This is a genomic window from Henriciella marina DSM 19595 (assembly GCF_000376805.1).
In the GTDB taxonomy this organism is placed as follows: domain Bacteria; phylum Pseudomonadota; class Alphaproteobacteria; order Caulobacterales; family Hyphomonadaceae; genus Henriciella; species Henriciella marina.
Genome location: NZ_AQXT01000002.1, coordinates 1750190 through 1764776, shown reverse-complemented (window position 1 = coordinate 1764776; position 14587 = coordinate 1750190). Strand labels below are relative to the sequence as shown.

16 protein-coding genes are annotated in these 14587 nt (G+C 60.9%); 8 read left to right on the top strand and 8 right to left on the bottom strand.

The window, feature by feature from the left end; all coding sequences use genetic code 11:
* Window positions 1-168 precede the first annotated feature (168 nt).
* Together F550_RS0108580 and F550_RS0108575 are read left to right on the top strand one after the other, a co-directional pair.
* Entirely contained in the window at window positions 169-468 is a 300-nt protein-coding gene (locus F550_RS0108580) for a hypothetical protein (RefSeq protein ID WP_018148133.1), read from the top strand.
* Window positions 468-2249 carry a gamma-glutamyltransferase family protein gene (locus tag F550_RS0108575; RefSeq protein WP_018148132.1) on the top strand — a complete coding sequence of 594 codons (1782 nt, stop codon included), beginning with the start codon at window positions 468-470 and terminating at the stop codon, window positions 2247-2249. The genes F550_RS0108580 and F550_RS0108575 overlap by 1 nt, the downstream gene beginning before the upstream one ends.
* A 5-nt stretch (window positions 2250-2254) precedes the next feature.
* On the opposite strand, the gene F550_RS17330 is transcribed toward F550_RS0108575, so the two are convergent.
* The 4 genes from F550_RS17330 to F550_RS0108555 all read right to left on the bottom strand — a co-directional run bounded on the left by F550_RS17330 (window position 2255) and on the right by F550_RS0108555 (window position 6725).
* The gene (locus F550_RS17330) at window positions 2255-3604 is read right to left on the bottom strand and encodes a sensor histidine kinase (RefSeq protein WP_018148131.1); all 1350 of its coding nucleotides are present in this window, start codon (window positions 3602-3604) and stop codon (window positions 2255-2257) included.
* A 78-nt stretch (window positions 3605-3682) separates the two neighbouring features.
* Complete coding sequence (locus F550_RS0108565; protein ID WP_018148130.1) at window positions 3683-5218, bottom strand: dihydrolipoyl dehydrogenase family protein; 1536 nt, start codon at window positions 5216-5218, stop codon at window positions 3683-3685.
* Entirely contained in the window at window positions 5215-5958 is a 744-nt protein-coding gene (locus F550_RS0108560; RefSeq protein WP_018148129.1) for a TVP38/TMEM64 family protein, read from the bottom strand. Before F550_RS0108560 ends, F550_RS0108565 begins: the two co-directional genes overlap by 4 nt.
* Before the next feature lie 41 nt (window positions 5959-5999).
* Window positions 6000-6725: a DUF547 domain-containing protein gene (locus F550_RS0108555; protein ID WP_169332262.1), complete on the bottom strand. Its 726-nt coding sequence runs from the start codon at window positions 6723-6725 to the stop codon at window positions 6000-6002.
* A 283-nt stretch (window positions 6726-7008) separates the two neighbouring features.
* Here F550_RS0108555 and rpmH point away from each other — a divergent pair, with 283 nt between their 5' ends.
* The 4 genes from rpmH to yihA are packed head-to-tail and all read left to right on the top strand — an operon-like array spanning window position 7009 to window position 10095.
* The gene (rpmH, locus tag F550_RS0108550) at window positions 7009-7143 is read left to right on the top strand and encodes a 50S ribosomal protein L34 (RefSeq protein WP_018148127.1); all 135 of its coding nucleotides are present in this window, start codon (window positions 7009-7011) and stop codon (window positions 7141-7143) included.
* A 36-nt stretch (window positions 7144-7179) separates the two neighbouring features.
* A complete protein-coding gene (rnpA, locus tag F550_RS0108545) occupies window positions 7180-7572 on the top strand; it encodes a ribonuclease P protein component (protein ID WP_018148126.1) in 393 nt (130 codons plus the stop codon).
* Window positions 7573-7612: 40 nt separating this feature from the next.
* Window positions 7613-9451 (top strand): membrane protein insertase YidC, encoded by a 1839-nt coding sequence (gene yidC, locus F550_RS0108540; protein ID WP_233349010.1) that lies wholly within the window; start codon window positions 7613-7615, stop codon window positions 9449-9451.
* On the top strand, window positions 9448-10095 hold the full coding sequence (gene yihA, locus F550_RS0108535) for a ribosome biogenesis GTP-binding protein YihA/YsxC (RefSeq protein ID WP_018148124.1): 648 nt from the start codon (window positions 9448-9450) through the stop codon (window positions 10093-10095). The genes yidC and yihA overlap by 4 nt, the downstream gene beginning before the upstream one ends.
* Here yihA and F550_RS0108530 read toward each other — a convergent pair.
* Together F550_RS0108530 and F550_RS0108525 are read right to left on the bottom strand one after the other, a co-directional pair.
* On the bottom strand, window positions 10085-10942 hold the full coding sequence (locus F550_RS0108530; RefSeq protein ID WP_026180663.1) for a hypothetical protein: 858 nt from the start codon (window positions 10940-10942) through the stop codon (window positions 10085-10087). The genes yihA and F550_RS0108530 overlap by 11 nt on opposite strands.
* A 110-nt stretch (window positions 10943-11052) precedes the next feature.
* A complete protein-coding gene (locus tag F550_RS0108525; RefSeq protein WP_018148123.1) occupies window positions 11053-11301 on the bottom strand; it encodes a hypothetical protein in 249 nt (82 codons plus the stop codon).
* A 135-nt stretch (window positions 11302-11436) separates the two neighbouring features.
* Between F550_RS0108525 and F550_RS0108515 the strand changes: the two genes are divergently transcribed.
* A complete protein-coding gene (locus F550_RS0108515) occupies window positions 11437-11904 on the top strand; it encodes a GNAT family N-acetyltransferase (protein WP_018148121.1) in 468 nt (155 codons plus the stop codon).
* A gap of 96 nt (window positions 11905-12000) precedes the next feature.
* Here the strand turns inward: F550_RS0108515 and F550_RS0108510 are convergent, their stop codons facing one another.
* Window positions 12001-12453 (bottom strand): hypothetical protein, encoded by a 453-nt coding sequence (locus tag F550_RS0108510; RefSeq protein ID WP_018148120.1) that lies wholly within the window; start codon window positions 12451-12453, stop codon window positions 12001-12003.
* A gap of 696 nt (window positions 12454-13149) precedes the next feature.
* Window positions 13150-13701: a lipocalin family protein gene (locus F550_RS0108505; protein ID WP_018148119.1), complete on the bottom strand. Its 552-nt coding sequence runs from the start codon at window positions 13699-13701 to the stop codon at window positions 13150-13152.
* 192 nt (window positions 13702-13893) lie between these two features.
* Between F550_RS0108505 and F550_RS19580 the strand changes: the two genes are divergently transcribed.
* Window positions 13894-14496, top strand: a complete 603-nt coding sequence (locus F550_RS19580) for an HNH endonuclease (RefSeq protein ID WP_083910947.1) — start codon at window positions 13894-13896, stop codon at window positions 14494-14496.
* Window positions 14497-14587: the final 91 nt, after the last annotated feature.

Below are 14587 nucleotides of genomic sequence, written 5' to 3'. Positions count from 1 at the left end.
ATGTCGCTGTGGCCGGGTACAATATCGGCGGCTCGGACAGGATTTTTCGCGGAAGGCGGCAGCGCGCGGTCGGCATGGAATATGCTTGCATAGCGCTTAGCCGGCCGATTCATTCATTGCGCCGGCAGCCCCAAGGGGTAAGGATCAGATTTGTCAGGGGACCAGAACATGAAATTCAAATTTGCAATCGTAACCGCCGCTATCTCGGCCGCCGCCTTCACAGCCGCTGCGCAGGAAGCCGAAACCTATTCAACCGAGGTCCCGAACCTCAGCCATTGCATTGAGCGTGCGGGCGCAGACGGTGAGGCCACGCAGGCCGAGCTTGATGCCTGTATCAGTACCAATCTGGGCGAAGTCCGCGCCGCAATGCCGGACGTGCCTATGGATGCGGGCGGCGAAACGTCCTATCCGGCAGGGAACGACACGACCGGTGCGACCGCCGAAGGAGACACCGAAAAGGAGTCCTGATGAATTCTGCCACCTTGTTTATTCCAGCAGCCAGCCTGTTCATTCTGGCAGGTTGTCAGCCGCAGACCGAGACCACGGTTCCAGACCGTCCGACACTGGAAGAGACCGAGCAGGCCCCGCCGCTCCGCGTGTGGGAAAAGGGCGCAATGGTTGCGGCTGCCGATCCACGCGCGGTCGATGCCGGGGTCAAAATTCTGCGCCAGGGTGGCACAGCGATAGATGCGGCAATTGCCGTTCATGCCGTTCTGGGACTGGTTGAGCCGCAAAGCTCTGGCCTCGGGGGCGGCGCTTTCATGGTCTATTACGACTATGAAGATGATGCACTCACGGTTTTTGACGGACGGGAAACTGCCCCGATGGCGGCGGATGAAAACCTCTTTGTCGTTGATGGCGAGGTTCTCGACTATGTTCCGGCCTGGCAATCTGGACGCTCGGCAGGCGTGCCGGGCATGATTGCGCTTTACAAGGAAGCACATGAGGCAGAGGGCGAAGCCGACTGGGCCTCGCTCTTCCAGCCTGCGATCGAACTCGCGCGTGATGGCTTTAAAGTGTCGCCGCGCCTCGCGGGTCTTCTCGCCAATGAGGGGCTGCGCGGGTCAATGCGCCTTGATGAGGATGAGGCCGCTTCTGCCTATTTCTTTCCGGAAGGCGCGCCGCTTACTGCTGGCACACTTCGGGCAAATCCCGACTATGCCGTGCTCCTGGACGCCGTCGCAACTGAAGGGCCATCGGCCTTTTATGCGGGTGAGAATGCGCAGGCGATCGTTGACGCGCTGGCGCAGGAACCCCTTCCAGGTGCGATGACCCTGGAAGATATTGCGTCTTACAGCGTGAAGGTGCGCCCTGCCGTTTGCGGTGAGCATGATACCGTGCGGATCTGTTCGGCGCCCCCGCCAAGCTCGGGCGCTGTCACGCAGAACATGATTTATGGTCTTTATGAGCGGATGATCGGCGACGCTGTTGAGACTGGCTACAGCGATCAGAAGCTTGCAATTTGGGTCGACGCCCAGCGTCTCGCTTATGCCGACCGCGACCATTATGTCGCCGATGTCGACTATGTTCAGGTGCCGACAGCTGACCTCATCGATCCACGATATCTCGATGCACGGGCAGGCGATGCCTCTGCACCGGATGCGGGTCCCCCGCCGGGTGATCCGGGCGAAGTTCTCGGCCGCGGCTCGATGATCGGCATGTGGGGCAGGGACCTTACCGAGGAAACGCCCGGCACCACCCACATTTCCATCATCGACCGCTATGGCAACGCCGTGTCCATGACCGCAACGGTCGAGTCGGCCTTTGGCAATTCGCGCATGGTGAACGGGTATCTTCTCAACAATGAGCTGACCGATTTCTCGCGCCAGCCGAGGATCAACAATTTGCCGGTGGCAAATGCCCCCGCGGGCGGCAAGCGTCCGCGCTCGTCCATGTCGCCCACAATGGTGTTCGACAAGGATGGCGGCCTCTTCATGGTAACAGGGTCACCGGGCGGCAATTCAATCGTCGCCTATGTCTCGAAGACGATCCTCGGCGTGCTCAACTGGGATATGACCGCGCAGGAAGCGATCAACCTGCCCAATGTCATCGCACGCGGCCCGTCTGTCGGCGTCGAAGTGGACGTTGAACGGGGCCAGGCCTGGGCGGATGCGCTGTCTGAAGCCGGATATAGTGTTGAGGAACGCACCGGGGAAAATTCAGGCCTGCATGTCATCGTGGTGCGTGAAGACGGCCTCGAAGGCGGCGCCGACCCGCGCCGCGAAGGCGTCGCGATCGCGCTCGACTAGGCGGGTTATTTGGATGTGGCGGCAGAGGGCAGCGTCAGTCTGAAGACGGTGCCACCTTCGCCTGTCTCGACCAGCACCAGATCGCCGCCCATCGCCCTTGCCAGATCGCGCGAAAGCGAAAGGCCAAGCCCCGTCCCGTCCTGACGTGAGGATGCGGCAAACGGCTTGAACAGATTGTCCTGTGCCCGCTTCGGCAGGCCGGGTCCTGTGTCCGAAAAGTGGATCTCCGACGGCCCGCCGGACACGCTGATCGTCCCGCCATCTTCCCCCATCGCCTCTGCCGCATTCCGGATGAGGTTGGCCGCAATCCGGTAGAGGTGGTCAGGGTCACAAAAGCCCGTCTGGCCCGGTACGAGCTCGTTCGCGACTGTGACTGGCGCCGTGTCGCCAACCGCCTCCAGCGCGGCCTCTGCGATGGTCTCAGAGAGGTTCACAGGCTGCAGCCGCGCGACAGGCGTCGATGAGCGGCCATATTTCAGCGTATCGGTCGCAAGGCCAATGGCCCGCTCCAGCGCCCGCTCCAGCCGCGGCACGGCCCGCTGGACACGCGGGTCATCGGAGGTCGAGAGCGCATCGGACGCAAGCTGCGCGGTTGCCAGCGTGTTGCGCAGATCATGATTGATCTTGGCCACCGCTTCGCCAAGCTGGGCGAGGCGTTCGCGCTGGCGGAAACTGTCAGACACCGCCTCTTCCATGTCGGCCAGCGCATTTTGCGCGCGCCCGATTTCATCGCGGCGGCTGGTTGAGCCGATCTTGCGGGTCCAGCTGCCCGGATCCTGTCTGAACTGGATCACCGCTTGCGTGACCCGCTGCATCGGGCGGACAACCAGCAGGATCAGCAGAAGATAGATCAGCATCGCCGCGCTGAACGACACAATAAGCGAAATCACAAGAATGCGGCCAGCATAGGCCCTCAGCCCATGTTTAAGCGGCGCTTCTGGCAGGATAACTTCCAGCACACGGCCTTCGCCGGACCCCATGGCGCGGATCACCAGCATCCGCCCGTCCGGTGCGCCAAGTGTTTCCAGCGTCTGAGCGATGGAGCCGAGATAGGTCTCGTCCATCATGTCGATTTCTTTCATCGAGCCTTCCAGGGGCATGGCAGGCGGCAGGATCTGCTCACGCATGTCGGCGCTCAGCTCTGCGACGGCCAGCACTTCGGCGCGCATGAGGAGATCGTTTGAAAGCTCTTCCGACACCATCCGGCTGGGGGCGGCCTCCAGCGACAGCGCCGCGATACGCGCCGCCTGCACCCGCTCATTGAGCCAGCTTTCGCGGTAGTTCGCCGCGCTCGGCAGAAAGACGATAAACTCGACCATCAGGATCACCCCGATGGTTACGAGAAAAAGCCGCACGCTCAGGCTGTCAAACAGCCCGCTTCTGGTCTTGTTAAAAGGAGTCGTCTCACTCACCGGCACCCGGCGGGGAATAGGCTAGAGAATGCGCTGAAGCAAGCCGACCAGCGTGCGCGCAGGCTTGCCGAAGACGGCATCCTGGAAATGCGCGCTGGCGGCGCGTTTCACCACTTCGGTCCGCGTTGGATAGGGCGAGATGAAATTGGTCAGCGATGTGAGCTTCATCCCGTTCGACATGGCATAGCCTGCAAGCTGTATTATGTCGCCCGCGCCTTCGCCCACAATCGACGCGCCGACGAGCTTGCCCTTGTGAATGATGAGCTTGCATTCGCCCTTCGTTTTGCCTTCCGCGATGGCGCGATCATTCTCATCGAACGCGAAGGAAGACGTTTCAATCTTGTCGCCATATTCCTCGCGCGCGGCAGCTTCCGTCATGCCGACCTGCGCCACTTCTGGCACCGTATAGGTCACCGCAGGCAGGGGCAGCGAGTTCGACTTCGAGCCCTGTTTGAAGAAAGCCCGGCGCACCAGCACCGACGCCTGCCAGCCCGCAAGGTGCGTGAACTGGCCGAAGCCCGCCACATCACCCAGTGCCCAGACATGCTTGTTGGAGACAGAGCGCAGCGTCTGGCTGACCTGGATGCCCGTCTTGTCATAGGCAACATTGCCGGCCTCCAGGTCGAGCCCATCGAGAACTGGCTGGCGGCCTGCCGCGACCAGGATATGGCTGCCGCGGACGATCTTCTTGCCGTCATCGCCTTCGGCTTCCAGCACGACCGTGCCGTCATCCTGGCTCACGCTTGCAGCCTTGTAGCCTTCGAGGATCTCCACGCCTTCTGAGCGCAGCGTGTCTGCGGCGACCGCAGCGTGGTCTTCGTCGGAGGCGGACAGCACGCGGCTCATCTCGATGACGGTGACCTCAGAGCCGAGCCGCCGGAAAGCCTGCGCCATCTCCATACCGATCGGCCCGCCGCCAAGGATGATGAGATGGGTCGGCAGCGTCTCGATGTCGAAAATCGTCTCATTGGTGAGGTATTCAGCAACCGAGAGGCCCGGCACCGGCGGAATAGCGGGGCGAGAGCCTGTGGCGATCACCACGCGGCGGGCTTTCACCGTGGCGCTGGGAGAATTGATTATATTCTGGTCGGAGAATTTGGCATGCTCGCGGATGACGGTGACGCCGAGGCCTTCGAACCGCTCCTGGCTGTCGACGGGTGCGATCGTATCTATGGCCTTGCGAATATGGGCCTTCACCTTCTGCCAGTCAGTCACCGGCGTTCCGGTCGTGATGCCGTAATCTATGCCTTCGCGGGCGGCAGCGGCGTACTTCGCCGCAGAGATCAGCGCTTTTGACGGCACGCAGCCGGAATTGAGGCAGTCGCCGCCCATCTCCCCTTTTTCGAAAAGGACAACTTTGAGCCCCAGCATTGCTGCGCCGGCAGCCGCCGAGAGGCCGCCAGATCCTGCGCCAATAATAACAAGGTCTGCCTTCAGCTTGCGATGGGGTGCCGCGCCAACCGAATGGGGTGCGGGCTCCTTGTTCACGTTCTCGGGATCCTGCTTGCCCGGAATAGGCGCACGGGCGTTTTGTTTGGCGCGAGCGTCATCATTCATTGGGCAGCTTCCTCAATCTGGGCCGCCTTGCGGCGGAAAATCTTCTTGTATGCGACCGGCAGCAGGGCAACGACAGCCAGCGCCAGGAATGCCGGCGCGAAATTGGCAACCGCGTCGAGAAGTGAATTCGTCTCGCCCTGGTCAAATGTCGCCCCAAGGCTTGCACCTATCCACGTATAGGCGACGACGCCGGGGACAATGCCGAGCGCTGTGGTCAGCACATAGTCACGAAATTTCGCCCCCAGGAGGGCAGGCGCGATGTTGGCGACGGGAAAGGGAACGAGCGGCAGAAGGCGCAGCGCAAACATGTAGGAAATGGCATCTTCCTGAAAGCCTTTCTCCATCCTTTTGACGAAGCCGCCTGTGCGCGCTTGAAGCGTCTTGCCGAGTGAGGTTTTCGCCGCAAGGAAAAGCATGCTGGCACCGAGCGTCGCGCCGATGACGGTCGCAGCGCTGCCACCAAAGAGACCGAAGAGCAGCCCGCCCGCAATCGTGATCCACAAGGCGCCCGGCAGCATGAAGCAGGTCGCGAGCGCGTAGATCGCAATATAGGCGACCACTGCAAGGATGAGGTTCTCTTCGACAAAGGCCTGCAGCGTCGCGTTCTGGCGCTGCAGCGTTTCGATCGAGAGATAGTCGAACAGGCCGAACGCCCAGGCGGCGATCAATCCAGCCACGATGACATAGACCGGCCACAGGCGGATCCAGATCGATTTGCCAGGCTTGGTGTCTTCAGACATAGGCGTCAGGCTTTCGGTGAAGATAAAAAGGGCGCGGCGCTCTAGTCTGCCGTGTCGTTGAGTGACCAGTCATACTCATAGTCATCGATCTTGCGGCGGTCGCGAATCTTGCTCGCCAGATCTTCGTCTGCATAGCGAAGAAGATGATCGATCACGGCCGCTTCCGTGCCACCGAAATCCTCGCGAAACCATTTATAGATCGATGAGACATCAATCTCGTCATCATCAATGCGGACACCGCGCGGATGGTTCACATAGGCGCGAGCGGCATCATCAAGGTCTGCGTCCAGTGTCGCGGCCAGCCACGGCGTGCGGCGAAGGTCGGGGCAACTATAGGACGCGCAGTTGATCGCATAATGCAGACGCGGATCATCGCTCCACTGTTTGCGTAGAATGTCGTGCTCAATGGCGTCCAGCGAAACCATGTTGCCGCCCGCCTCGACCTTGATGCTTTTCCAGGGGCCGGTGGAGTACCAGGGCTTGATCGTGTCGGTAGGATATTTCTCGATAATATAGCGGACAGTCACGGCATTATAGAGGTTGGACCAGGCGGCGAAGGCCTCCTCGCGGCTCAGTGCATCGAAATCGAGACCGGCATACCTGCCAATATAAGTGTCGAGCTTTTCCCGGTCGCTGCTGCTGGTTTTCAGGGCGCCATAGTCGACGCGGTTCACACCGTCAGGGCCTTCGGAGACATATGTGTCCAGTAGTTCTCCCCACGTGTCGTGAGAGAAGCTTGATTGTGCCAGGGCGGGGCTCAGGCTCATGGTGAAACCCATCATGAAAAGGGCGGCCAGCCGCCGGATAAAACGCGTATGTCTAAGTCTCATGGCCGGGATATAGGCCGGTATTTGCTGACTTACACATCACACCGCGCTCGCGCAGGATCACACTCCCGTGACCTTTCGCTACGACAGCTGATAGGGTAGGGTGTCTTCTCGCGGCCTGCCCGGTCTTCTGACTGGCCTCACGGCCTTGACCTCGGCTGGAGCAACCTGTAACAGCCGCGTTTTCCGAATTCGGTCAACACTTGATTGAGGCTCGACGCCCATGAAACGTACATTCCAGCCTTCACGTCTGAAGCGCGCCCGCCGTCACGGTTTCCGGTCACGCATGGCCACCAAGAACGGCCGCAAGGTGCTGGCACGTCGCCGCGCCAAGGGCCGCAAGCGTCTGTCGGCCTAAAGGCCGCCGGGCCGCTCCGTCGATTGGAGCGCTGCCATGACGACAGTTGAAGAAACATATGCTGAGGTCGAGCGGCTTACCGTTCGGCCTCAGTTTCTTTTTGTGCGCGGCGGTATCAGCGAGCGCCGCAAGAGCCTTGTGATACAGGCGCGCGAACGCAAAGGCGAACGCGCGGCCTCGCCGACCGTCGGCAAAGGCTTCACTGCAACCAAGAAGATTGGCAACGCCGTGGTGCGCAACCGCGCGCGCCGGCGCCTCAAGGCGGCCGCTCAGGACCTTCTGCCGCGGTTGGGGGTCACGGGCACCGATTATGTGTTCATTGCACGCATGGACACCGCTGAGATTGGCTGGCAGCGTTTGCTTGACGATATGGAAAGCGCGCTGATAAGCCTCCGCGCAGCCTTGAATGGGGGGTCGGGCCCGGCCTGATCCCTTTTGTTTATCTCGGAAAACCGGCGGACTTGAGTACATGAACAACGGGATGGACCCGCAGGACCAGCGCAATTTCATCATCGCCATGGTGCTGATGATTGCTTTCGTATTTGGCTATCAGACCTTCGTGGTCCAGCCACAGCAGGAAGCGCGCAACGAAGCGCAACAGCAGGCGGAAGCCGAGCAGGAAGCTACCGTACCGCAGGCGGGTGACACCGGCGAGCAGAACATCTCGGCGGCAGAGTCCGTTGACGAAGCGCTGAGCTCCAATTCGCGGATTACACTGGACGCGGACCGCGTCGATGGCTCTGTGCGCCTGCGAGGTGCGATCCTCGACGATCTTCAGCTCAAGGATCACTTTACCACCGTTGAAAAGATCAATGAGCTGCGTCTTCTTCGCCCTACCAATTTTGATTATGGCTATTTCGCCAGCTGGTACTGGTTTGACGGAAATCAGCCGGTCGCAGGCCCATCGGCCGACTGGCAGGTCAGCGGCAATCCGACCCTCTCGACCGGCAATCCGGTCACGCTCACCTATGAGGGCAATGGCGTTTCCATCGAGCGTACGATCAGCGTCGATGACAATTATATGTTCACCTATACCGACGCGGTTACGAACACCGGGTCTGAGCAGCGCACGCTCGCGCCCCTCGGCTCGATCCGGCGGCAAGGCGACTGGAAGGATTTCCTCGACGCGACCGATCCTGGCTCATCCAAGACCACCGGTATGGCGCATATGGGTCTGATCGGTGTCTTCGATGACAACCTGACCTGGCGCAATTACAAGAATATGGATCAGGGCAAGGGCCTCAAGGACTCCGATGACATCGGCGTTCGCCGCGGGTCCGAGGGTGGCTGGCTTGGCTTTACCGACAAGTACTGGATGACCTCGCTCATCCCTGAGCAGCAATATGAATTTGCCGGCCGCTATCAGCGCCTTTCGCGCGAGACGGGCCCCGTCATGCAGCTCACCGTAGCAAGCGCCGGGCGCGTAATCGAACCCGGCGAAACGATCACCTCGGAAAACCGCATCTTCTCCGGCGCCAAGGAGCTCGCTGTTCTTGATAACTATCAGGAAGCTGGCGTGCCGCGCTTTGAGGATGCGATCGACTGGGGCAATATCCTCTATTACATCACCAAGCCGCTCTTCTCGCTGCTGCGCTGGCTCGAAGGCATGGTTGGTACGTTCGGCCTCGCCATTCTGGCACTGACGGTTCTTGTCCGCCTGCCACTCGTGCCGCTGTATAACCAGTCCTACAAGTCGATGGCGAAGATGAAGAATCTCGCCGAGCCGATGAAAGAGATCCAGGAGCGCTTCAAGGAAGACCCGCAGCGCCGCCAGCAGGAAGTGATGAAGCTCTACCAGCGCGAAAAGGCGAACCCGATCGCAGGCTGTATTCCGATCCTCCTGACGATCCCGGTCTTCTTCGCGCTCTACAAGGTGCTCTACGTCACCATCGAAATGCGCCATGCGCCTTTCCTCTACATCCGCGACCTTTCGGCGCCGGATCCAACCGCGATCGGCAATCTGTTCGGTCTCCTGCCATGGGCCGCGGCTGACGTGAAAGCCGTCCCGATTATCGGCATCGTTATCGGCATCGGTATACTGCCGATCCTCTATGGTGTGACCATGTCCGGCATTCAGGCCCTGTCGCCGCCGCCGACCGATCCGACGCAGAAGATGATCATGCGCTTCCTGCCGCTCATCTTCATGTTCGTCTTTGGCGGCTTTGCCGCTGGCCTTGTGCTCTACTGGGTATGGTCGAACGTGCTGTCGCTGGTTCAGCAGTACTTCATCATGCGCCGCAATGGCGTGGAAACAGAGCTCGACAAGCTGATTGGCCGTCTGCTCGGCCACAAGAAGGAAGATGCGTGAGCGACGAGGCGCCCGAATTCGACGAAGAGACGATTGAAGCTGGGCGCGTGCTTTGCTCAGGCCCGTGCACATTCCTGCTTGGCGCGGCCTCTCTGACGCAGCTGCCCGAAGCGGACCGGCCTGAGATCGCGTTCGCTGGTCGCTCGAATGTCGGCAAGTCGAGCCTCATCAACGGTCTGCTCTGGCGCAAGAACCTCGCCCGGGCCTCGTCTGAGCCCGGCCGCACGCGGGAGCTGAACTATTTCGATCTCGGTGAAGGCCGTCTCTGGCTCGTCGACCTTCCGGGCTTTGGCTACGCAAAAGTTTCGCGGACACAGGCGCAGGAATGGCAGCGCCTGACCCTTCGTTACCTTCGTGGCCGCGTGAATCTTCGCCGGGTTTTCCTGCTGATCGATTCTCGCCGCGGCCTGATGGATACCGATCATGAGGTGATGGACATGCTGGATTCAGCGGCTGTCACCTATCAGCTGGTCCTTACCAAGACTGACAAGATCAAGCGCACTGAGGCCGATGCTGTCAGCGCAAAGGTCGCTGAAGCCGTCAAGAAGCGCCCGGCGGTCCACCCCATGATCCGCCAGACGTCGGCGGAAAAGGGATGGGGTCTTCCAGAGCTACGCGCCGAGATTTACCAGCTTACGGAATAACGACGCCGCGTTCACGGTCGCGCCGCTCAATGGCGCGGCGACCACGTCCGCCCCGAAGCTCTTCATTGGCCTGATTATTCGTATTTGGGGTGCGCTCTGCGCGATCGCGGGTCTGTAGGGCTTCGCGTCGCGAGACACGACGTTCCTGGCGGGCTTGCTGCGCGGCAGCGGCGCGGTTGCGCTGCTGGGCTGCGGCGTCGTTGCGCGGTCCACGGTTTCCGCGTCCCCGCTCGCCCCGATCGCGGTTGCCCTGAACGCGGTTATCCTGCCCGGCATTCATGCGGCCACGCTGATCCCGGTTGCCCTGGTTGCGATAGCCATTATGCGAGCCGCGCTGCAGCGCTGCGCCGGTTCGCTGATCGCGGGTAACATTGCCACGATCTCCCCGCCGACCCCGATCGCCATCACGTCCGTCGCGGCGCTGATCGCGGTTGGAGTGCTGGCCGCGGTCGCGTCTCTGGTCGCGCGCGTCGTCAGGGCGCTGGTCGCGGTAGCGCTGAGGTACGCCGCGCCGGCCATCATTGCCGCGATAGCCGCGTTGATAGGGCCGGGCATCGCGGTGGCGATAGTTGCGGTTATGCCGGTTCTGCCAGCCGGCACGCGTCGGATAATAGACGTTCTGCGAATAGACGATCGAGCTGCCCGAATAATAATAGCCATCGCCGTAATAGCCGCTGCCATAATAACCGTCGGAGACGTAGCCGGGGCCATAACTGTCATAGTTGCCACCGTCGTAATAGCCGTCATCATAATAGCCATAGCTGTCATAGGTGGTGCAGGCGGTCGCCAGAAGGCCGGCGGTCAGAAGGCCGAGAAACAGGCCGGCGCGGCGGAATGAGCGGGACATGGCGTCTCCAATACGGGTCATCTTCAATCAGTTAAGCAAAGCCTAACAGGCTCTGGCTGACTGCAGGATGAATGGGTATTCAGACCGGAAGGTTCCCCCCCAATGCCGCGTCAGGAGGGCGAGGGCTCTTCTCCAGAGGGGTCCGGTTCAGCCGGAATCTCCGCCGCCGGCACCGAAGCCGGTTTCACCCGCGGTGTCCCGTTGGCTGAGGCGGAGCCATTATAGCCCGCCGTATAGGCCGCATTCGCGACGTTCTCGCTGGACATGTAGGGCACCGCTTCCTGGCTCGCGCAGGCGGTAAGGGATGCAGCCGTCAGAAGACAGACAAGCGAGGTGCGAAGGCGGGGTCTGGATGACATGGAAAAGAGCCTCACCGTTTTTGAGGACGAATTCAAGACGCCGCCCGCAGGCCGGTTTCGGGCACCAGAGCACCGCCTCCGTCTCAATTTTTTGACTTGCCAGTCTGCGCCGCGCGGGCCATTCAATAGGCCGACATGACGGTATCCATCGCGCCTGCCGACCTCAATGCAGAGGATTTCAGGGGCCTGATCGGCGCCCATAAATCCCTCATGCTCGAAACCTCCCCGCCCGAAAGCTCCCATGCGCTGAAGATCGAGGCGATGAAAGCCCCCGAGCTCACCGTCTGGGAGATGCGCGACGGCGACAAGCTGGTTGGCTGCGGCGCGCTGAAACGCCTGAAGGATGGGCGCTCCGGAGAGATCAAGGCGATGCACACGGTCGCCCAGTTCAGGGGCGGCGGGCTTGGCAAGTCGATGCTGCGCCACATCATGTCCACCGCAGAAGAGCGATATTATTCAAGGGTCTACCTCGAAACCGGCAGCCAGCCCGCCTTCCAGCCGGCGCGCGCCCTCTATGAAAGCCACGGCTTTGTCGCCTGCGGGCCGTTCGGTGATTACAAGGACGATCCCAATTCGGTGTTCATGGTGAAAGTGCTGGATTAGGCAGCACGTGCGGCCGCGCTGCTGGCGGGCAGGGCGGTGTTTTGGTCTGGTTTGTTTATTCCGCTCACCCCCGCGCAGGCGGGGGTCTCATCCAATTTAGCTCAGAACTTGCTGCACCAGATCCCCGCCTGCGCGGGGATGATCGGTTCTAATTATAGGCGGCGCGCGCGCTTCGGTTGCGGGGCGGTGTACCGGCAGTGCACCGGCGGTGTCGCCATGGTGCTTGGGCGGTGTTTCGGCGAGGCGGCGTGTTCCGCTCGTCTCAAAGACCTGCCAGACCGGACGCAAATCCGGATCAAGCCGTGCCCAGGGCGTGCGGTCGAAGTCCGCCGGCAGGGCACATCGTGCACGCCGTTCGGCCTCGCTGTCGCCCATGATGGAAATCCAGATCACGCCATTGCGCTCCAGATGCCAGCCAAACCCGGTGCGGCCTTCCTCGCGGCACATCTGCGCCGTGGCCTCCAGTCTGGCGAGGTAATGCCAGAGCACCGGCCAGTACCAGACAGGCACATGGGCATGGCATTTCAGAAGGGTGGGCCAGTCGAGCATCGGCGCTGAGGATAGGGCGAGGTGCGGGGGATGGGGATGGAATTGGGGTTTCCTCGGGGTTTCAGTGCGCTCAATGAGCGTCACTCTCGACCGCGCAGCGGTCTGAGAGTCCAGCTTCTGACCTTGAAATCTGCATCTGGTGGTGAGGGCAGGAGATGGACCCCCAGACGGACCTTGTCCGTCGGGGGTGACGCGTGGCGGGAGATGGCGCGCCCCCTTCTCCCGGATTCGGGAGAAGGGCCGGGGATGAGGGCTCTGAGGGTCGTGCGTGATGCAACATTAGATCAGGCCTGAAACGTTGAAGCCCTCACCCCTGGCCCCTCTCCCACCGGGAGAGGGGGACGCGTTGTTGGTAGGTGGCGCGTAACTTCTGAGACGGCGTCATCCCGGAATGTGCGCCAGCGCAGGTCCGGGACCCAGCGCTTCGAATGTCTGGGTCCCGGATAGCCCTGCGGGCTTCCGGGATGACGAAGACTGGAAGGGTGATGCTGACCTGCTCCCTTCTCCCGGATGCGGGAGAAGGGTCGGGGATGAGGGCTGCAACGCTTAAGGTCGCCTCAGGCGGTGCATCAGCCACAAGCGTCAGAGCCCTCACCCCTAGCCCCTCTCCCGCAATCGGGAGAGGGAAGGCGTGCCTTTAGGTCGGAGTTTGTCTCACGAGATCCCGGATCAAGTCCGGGATGAGCGGACGTATGCTTATTGCCGCCAGACCAGGGGCTCTGTCGCAAAGCCCTTTTCGCGGGCGGCGTTCAGCATGCGGTCGATGACGGCCTGGTCTGGTTCTTCCTCGCGGGCGAGGATCCAGAGGTATTTGCCATCGGGAGAGCCGACGAGGGCGGCGGAATAGTCGGCCTCCAGCGCGAGGATCCAGTAGTCGCCCCAGGCGAACGGCACCCAGTCGGGGGCGAACTTGACCTCGAGTTTGGAATTGTTCGAGCCGTCGACGATGCGGGCCGTGCCCTCGGCGCGCTTTGTCTCTCCGGTTTCGCTGTTGGTGCACTCATTCACGACGCTGACCGTGCCGTCATCATTCAGGTCATAGGTCGCGGTGGTGTTGATGCAGTTCTTCTCGAACCTGTTGGGATAGCGGGCGATCTCATACCAGGTGCCAGCATAGCGGGTGAGGTCTACCTCATCGACGGTGGCGGGCTCTCCGCTGGCTTCGCGGTAATCCGGCTGGTTGAGCGCGCAGGCCGCCGCCAGCGGGATCAGGGCGAGAAGGGGAAGGGCGAAATAGAGTTTGCGCATCGGGGCTCTCGAGACTTGTGGATTGGGTGTCGAGAGCGGGTAACGCGTGAGGGTGGGATTAGTGGCGCGTCAGATTGTATAAGCTGCATCAGACCGGGTTTGTGGCTTGATCGCGCAGTAAGCTGTAGAGCATCTCTTAAGGTTGAGCTTTAATGAGATGCCAGATGGATATGTCGGCATGTATTTGGAGGAATGCTGGTGAGTTCGGAAGAAAGCAAAATAATAAAAGCCTTTCGGCGCTACCGGAACGGAGAAAGGGCCGGCAATAATAAAGCGCGAACGTGGATGGTGCAGGATCCGGAAACGGATGAATGGGTAGGGGCCAAGCAGATTTGGGGCCTCTACCGAAACCAGAAGTGCGGGGAGTTTAATACCAGTGATGCTATCAGCGGACTTCGGGATTTCAACGTCGCCCCTGTGGGACCGCACGGTAGTTATCTAAATAGCTATTTCGAAGATGCGGCCGCGGGCCGTGTCAATCCTCCCTGCGGTAATGAGAAACCAAAGAAAAGATCCCGCACAGTGTCGGTTACGGACCGCGACCCTTTTGTCGCTTCATATGCCCGGGCGAGGGCTAAGGGCAGATGTGAGGCTTGTCATCTGCCCGCACCATTTTCCGATAATCATGGAAGCCCGTTTTTGGAGGTCCACCACGTAGTGCATCTGCGAGCAGGAGGAGCCGATACACCGGCGAATACAGTAGCACTTTGCCCGAATTGTCACCGGCGTGCGCATTACTCTTCAGATGCGATTTCTTTTACTAAAGAGCTCAAACTCATTCGGAGCGGCGCTTAGCGGTGCAAGCGAAGCAACGCGAGAAGGGGAAGGGCGGGATTGTTGGCAATGAGGCAGAGCACTTTAAAAAAGGATGTGCCCCCGCCGCGAA

Excerpts from the sequence above, each read along its gene's own strand:
- F550_RS0108580 (WP_018148133.1), top strand. The coding sequence starts at position 169 with ATGAAATTCAAATTTGCAATCGTAACCGCCGCTATCTCGGCCGCCGCC.
- F550_RS0108575 (WP_018148132.1), top strand. The coding sequence starts at position 468 with ATGAATTCTGCCACCTTGTTTATTCCAGCAGCCAGCCTGTTCATTCTG.
- F550_RS0108565 (WP_018148130.1), bottom strand. The coding sequence starts at position 5,218 with ATGAATGATGACGCTCGCGCCAAACAAAACGCCCGTGCGCCTATTCCG.
- F550_RS0108560 (WP_018148129.1), bottom strand. The coding sequence starts at position 5,958 with ATGTCTGAAGACACCAAGCCTGGCAAATCGATCTGGATCCGCCTGTGG.
- F550_RS0108555 (WP_169332262.1), bottom strand. The coding sequence starts at position 6,725 with ATGAGCCTGAGCCCCGCCCTGGCACAATCAAGCTTCTCTCACGACACG.
- rpmH (WP_018148127.1), top strand. The coding sequence starts at position 7,009 with ATGAAACGTACATTCCAGCCTTCACGTCTGAAGCGCGCCCGCCGTCAC.
- rnpA (WP_018148126.1), top strand. The coding sequence starts at position 7,180 with ATGACGACAGTTGAAGAAACATATGCTGAGGTCGAGCGGCTTACCGTT.
- yidC (WP_233349010.1), top strand. The coding sequence starts at position 7,613 with ATGAACAACGGGATGGACCCGCAGGACCAGCGCAATTTCATCATCGCC.
- F550_RS0108530 (WP_026180663.1), bottom strand. The coding sequence starts at position 10,942 with ATGTCCCGCTCATTCCGCCGCGCCGGCCTGTTTCTCGGCCTTCTGACC.
- F550_RS0108525 (WP_018148123.1), bottom strand. The coding sequence starts at position 11,301 with ATGTCATCCAGACCCCGCCTTCGCACCTCGCTTGTCTGTCTTCTGACG.
- F550_RS0108515 (WP_018148121.1), top strand. The coding sequence starts at position 11,437 with ATGACGGTATCCATCGCGCCTGCCGACCTCAATGCAGAGGATTTCAGG.
- F550_RS0108510 (WP_018148120.1), bottom strand. The coding sequence starts at position 12,453 with ATGCTCGACTGGCCCACCCTTCTGAAATGCCATGCCCATGTGCCTGTC.
- F550_RS0108505 (WP_018148119.1), bottom strand. The coding sequence starts at position 13,701 with ATGCGCAAACTCTATTTCGCCCTTCCCCTTCTCGCCCTGATCCCGCTG.
- F550_RS19580 (WP_083910947.1), top strand. The coding sequence starts at position 13,894 with ATGCTGGTGAGTTCGGAAGAAAGCAAAATAATAAAAGCCTTTCGGCGC.